Here is a 4,385-nt window from a genome sequence, read left to right on the forward strand (position 1 = left end):
TCCTTCTCGTAGATCGCCTGGCCCATCTTCATCGCCTTTTCGGTGAGCGCCTGGGTCTTGGCGTTCATGTCGGCCGGGTCACCGCCCTCGATCGCCTTCTTGGCGTCCGCGATCGCGGCCTCGATCTCGGCCTTCAGCGCGGCGTCGATCTTGTCGCCGTTCTCTTCCAGCTGGCGCTCGGTCGCATGGACAAGGCTGTCGGCGTTGTTGCGCGCCTCGGCCGCCTCGCGGCGCTTCTTGTCCTCTTCGGCGAACTTCTCGGCATCGCGCACCATCTGCTCGATGTCGTTGTCCGAAAGACCGCCCGAGGCCTGGATGCGGATCTGCTGTTCCTTGCCGGTGCCCTTGTCCTTGGCGCTGACGTTCACGATGCCGTTGGCGTCGATGTCGAAGGTCACCTCGATCTGCGGCACACCGCGACGCGCCGGCGGAATGCCGACGAGATCGAACTGGCCGAGCAGCTTGTTGTCCTGCGCCATCTCGCGCTCGCCCTGGAACACACGGATCGTCACCGCCTGCTGGTTGTCCTCGGCGGTCGAGTAGACCTGGCTCTTCTTGGTCGGGATCGTCGTGTTGCGGTCGATCATCTTGGTCATGATGCCGCCCAGCGTCTCGATACCCAGCGAAAGCGGGGTAACGTCGAGCAGCAGCACGTCCTTGACATCGCCCTGCAGCACGCCGGCCTGGATCGCCGCGCCCATGGCAACGACTTCGTCCGGGTTCACGCCGGTGTGCGGGTCCTTGCCGAAGAACTCCTTCACCACTTCGCGCACGCGCGGCATGCGGGTCATGCCGCCGACGAGCACGACGTCATCGATGTCCTTCGCGGTCACGCCCGCGTCGGCCAGCGCCTTGCGGCAGGGCTCCAGCGTGCGCTCGATCAGCTTGGCGACAAGCTTTTCAAGGTCGGATCGCGTCACCGTCTCGACGAGGTGCAGCGGGGTGGTGCTGCCGCCTTCCATGCGCGCGGTGATGAAGGGCAGGTTGATCTCGGTCGTCTGCGCGCTCGAAAGCTCGATCTTGGCCTTTTCTGCAGCTTCCTTCAGGCGCTGCAGCGCAAGCTTGTCGGTGCGGAGATCCATGTTCTCCTTCGACTTGAACTTGTCCGCGAGGTACTCGACCAGCACGTTGTCGAAGTCTTCACCGCCGAGGAAGGTGTCGCCGTTGGTCGACTTCACCTCGAACACGCCGTCGCCGATCTCGAGCACCGAGATATCGAACGTGCCGCCGCCAAGGTCGTAGACCGCGATGGTCTTGCCATCCTGCTTGTCGAGGCCATAGGCGAGCGCGGCCGCGGTCGGCTCGTTGATGATGCGCAGCACTTCAAGGCCCGCGATCTGGCCGGCGTCCTTGGTCGCCTGGCGCTGCGCGTCGTTGAAGTAGGCCGGCACGGTGATCACTGCCTGCGTCACGGTCTCACCAAGATAGCTCTCGGCGGTTTCCTTCATCTTCTGGAGGATGAAGGCCGAAATCTGCGAGGGGCTGTAGTCTTCACCACCCGCCTTGACCCAGGCGTCGCCGTTCTTGCCCTTGACGATGCCATAGGGAACCAGCGCCATGTCCTTCTGGGTCATGGGATCTTCGAAGCGGCGGCCGATCAGGCGCTTCACCGCGAAGATGGTGTTGTCCGGATTGGTCACGGCCTGACGCTTGGCCGGCTGCCCGATCAGGCGCTCGCCATCCTTGGTAAAAGCGACGATCGAAGGCGTCGTGCGAGCGCCTTCCGAATTCTCGATGACCTTCGAAGTGCCGCCGTCCATCACCGCGATGCAGCTGTTGGTCGTGCCGAGGTCGATACCGATAACTTTAGCCATGGTGTTCCTGTTTCCTTGCCCTTTGGACGCTGCGGGTGCGGCCCCCCGAAACCGGGCGAGCCTTCGTCTATGCAGCTCCGTCAGTGGGCGATATAGGTCGCCTTCTTCCCGGCACAAGGCCTGCGCCTGCGCCTATATTACGTCTCGTTTCAAGACTGGAGAGAGCTTCGATGCCCCCCATCCGTTCCGCCGCACTTGCCATGACCGCTGCAGCGAGCCTGCTTGCACTCGCAGCCTGCGGCGACAAGGCGCCCGAGGCTGCCGCATCGGCCTCGGCTTCGGCCGCGCCAAACCCGCTGGCGCCCGACAATGCGCCGAACGTCAGCGTGATCGAACCGGTGATCAAGCTCCCCGCCGTTCCCGGCAATCCGGGCGTGCTCTACTTCACGATCCAGCAAACGGCGGGCAAGGCCAACACGCTGGTGGCCGTGCACGTGGATGGAGCGCAGCGCGCCGAAATGCACCAGACCAAGACCGAAAACGGCGTCTCCTCGATGGAGCCGGTCGCCTCGGTGCCCTTCAGCGAAGCCGAGCCCGCCGAGTTCAAGGCCGGCGGCTATCATGTCATGCTGTTCAATCTCGCCAGCACGGTGAAGCCGGGCAAGGAAGTCGAGGTCACCTTCACGCTCGCCAACGGCGACAAGGTCAGCACTTTCGCGAAAGTCGAGGAAGTCGGCGCGATGGAAGGCATGATGGACCATATGTGACGGTGCCGATCGTTCCGCCCGGTGGTGATCGACCGCTCACGCCGGGCGAGCGGGCTCTGGCGGAGGGCGTTTTCGGCAGCGCCCTCGATCTCGCGCCAGTCCGCATTCGCCGCCGCCGTTTCTTTCCGTTCCAGCCGCGCGGGACGGTGATGGCGCCGATGGGCCACATCCATTTCCACCCGGCGAGCCCGCACTACCGCGATGATTTCAGCGAGGCGCCGCTCGATCTGCAGGCGCTCTTCATCCACGAGCTGGTGCATGTCTGGCAGACCCGGCAGCGCGGGCGCTTCTACCTGCCGCTGATGCGCCATCCCTTCTGCCGCTATGACTATCGCTTCGATCCGGCGCGGCCCTTCACAGCCTATGGCATCGAGCAGCAGGCCGAACTTGTCGCGCATGCCTTCCTTGCGAGCAAGGGCGCTCCCCATCCGGACGCGCCGCCGCTTGCCCTGCTGGAGGCCGTGCTGCCCTTCGCCCCAGACGCCACACAGCAGGCATGAAGATTGCGCCAGCCGAAATGGTCGCATGATCGCGCTGGCCCCTCTGCCCCGCGCACTGCAGCATGGTCCATCGCCGCAAGAGAACCGCCATGCCCCACGCCGTTGACACCCACGCCATTCTCGACGCCGTCGCCGCCGCACGCGGGGGCGTGCGCAACGTGTTCGACGATATCGACCCGAAGCGCCTCGCGCACATCTGCGTCGACATGCAGAACGGCTTCATGGAGGAAGGCTCGCCGGTCGAAGTGCCGATGGCGCGCGAGATCGTCGGCAACATCAACCGGATCAGCGCCGCGGTGCGTGCCGCGGGCGGCCTCAACGTGTTCCTGCGCTTCACCACGCCCGATGCGGCGAGCTGGTCGGTCTTCGTCCGCCGCCTCGGTACCGGCGCCGCCGCACACCGCGCCGCCTTCACGCCCGGCGCACACTATCACGATTTCTGGCCGGCGCTCGATGTCCAGCCAGGCGATGCTGTGGTCGACAAGCACCGTTTCAGCGGCTTCACCCCCGGCACCAGTGATCTCGACGCCGTGCTCAAGGCGCGCGGCATCGATACTGTGCTGATCACCGGCACGCTCACCAACTGCTGCTGCGAAAGCACCGCGCGCGATGCGATGCAGTTCAACTACCGCGTCCTGTTCGCAGGCGATGCCAACGCCGCGCTGACCGACACCGAACATGCCGCGACATTGCACAGCATGGCGTTCGTGTTCGCCGATCTCTACGACACGAAGGAGGTGGTTGCCCTTCTGGACGCCTGATCAATCCGGCTTCTTCGCCACCGCCACCATCGCCGCGCGCAGCAGACGGTCCTTGATCATGTAGCCGGCCTGCAGTTCCTGCAGCACGGTGCCCGGCTCCACATCGTTGGAGGGGATTTCCAGCATCGCCTGATGCTGGTGCGGGTCGAGCGGCAGGCCCTTGGCGGCAATCCGGCTGATGCCGTGGCTGGCAAAGACCTTCTCGATCTCGCGGCCCGTCGCTTCCAGCCCTGCGACAAGGTTCTTCATCTTGTCGTCCGCGCGCAGCTCCGCCGGGATCGATTCGAGCGCGCGCGAAAGGTTGTCGGCGACTGACAGGATATCGCGCGCAAAGGCCGTGGCGGCATAGCTGCGCGCGTCGGCAATGTCCTTTTCCATGCGGCGGCGGACGTTCTGCGTCTCGGCCTTGGCGTAGAGCACATCCTGCTTCGCCGCTTCGAGATCGCCCTTCAGCGCTTCGACCAACTCGGCCAGCGCATCGCCACCTTCGGTCAGTTCGCTCGGCACACCTTCGAGTTCAGCCGCAACTTCGGCATCCTGCGGGCGCGTGTCGTTCTCAGTCATTTTCTACCAAATCCGTCCTGGGTGATGATCCTGCTCAAG

5 protein-coding genes are annotated in these 4,385 nt (G+C 64.7%); 3 read left to right on the plus strand and 2 right to left on the minus strand.

Annotated features, from left to right (window positions below; all coding sequences use genetic code 11):
* The coding region (gene dnaK, locus K5Q19_RS14000; RefSeq protein ID WP_292946243.1) for a molecular chaperone DnaK at window positions 1-1,814 on the minus strand (1,814 nt) is incomplete at its 3' end.
* A gap of 170 nt (window positions 1,815-1,984) precedes the next feature.
* On the opposite strand from dnaK, the gene K5Q19_RS14005 reads away from it, so the two are divergent.
* The 3 genes from K5Q19_RS14005 to K5Q19_RS14015 all read left to right on the plus strand — a co-directional run bounded on the left by K5Q19_RS14005 (window position 1,985) and on the right by K5Q19_RS14015 (window position 3,782).
* Entirely contained in the window at window positions 1,985-2,521 is a 537-nt protein-coding gene (locus tag K5Q19_RS14005; RefSeq protein WP_292946244.1) for a copper chaperone PCu(A)C, read from the plus strand.
* Window positions 2,518-3,021 carry a vgr related protein gene (locus K5Q19_RS14010; protein ID WP_292946245.1) on the plus strand — a complete coding sequence of 168 codons (504 nt, stop codon included), beginning with the start codon at window positions 2,518-2,520 and terminating at the stop codon, window positions 3,019-3,021. Before K5Q19_RS14005 ends, K5Q19_RS14010 begins: the two co-directional genes overlap by 4 nt.
* An 89-nt stretch (window positions 3,022-3,110) precedes the next feature.
* A complete protein-coding gene (locus tag K5Q19_RS14015) occupies window positions 3,111-3,782 on the plus strand; it encodes an isochorismatase family cysteine hydrolase (RefSeq protein WP_292946246.1) in 672 nt (223 codons plus the stop codon).
* On the opposite strand, the gene grpE is transcribed toward K5Q19_RS14015, so the two are convergent.
* Entirely contained in the window at window positions 3,783-4,346 is a 564-nt protein-coding gene (gene grpE / locus K5Q19_RS14020) for a nucleotide exchange factor GrpE (protein ID WP_292946247.1), read from the minus strand.
* Window positions 4,347-4,385 lie beyond the last annotated feature (39 nt).

It is taken from the genome of Novosphingobium sp., assembly GCF_019748365.1.
Lineage (GTDB): Bacteria > Pseudomonadota > Alphaproteobacteria > Sphingomonadales > Sphingomonadaceae > Novosphingobium.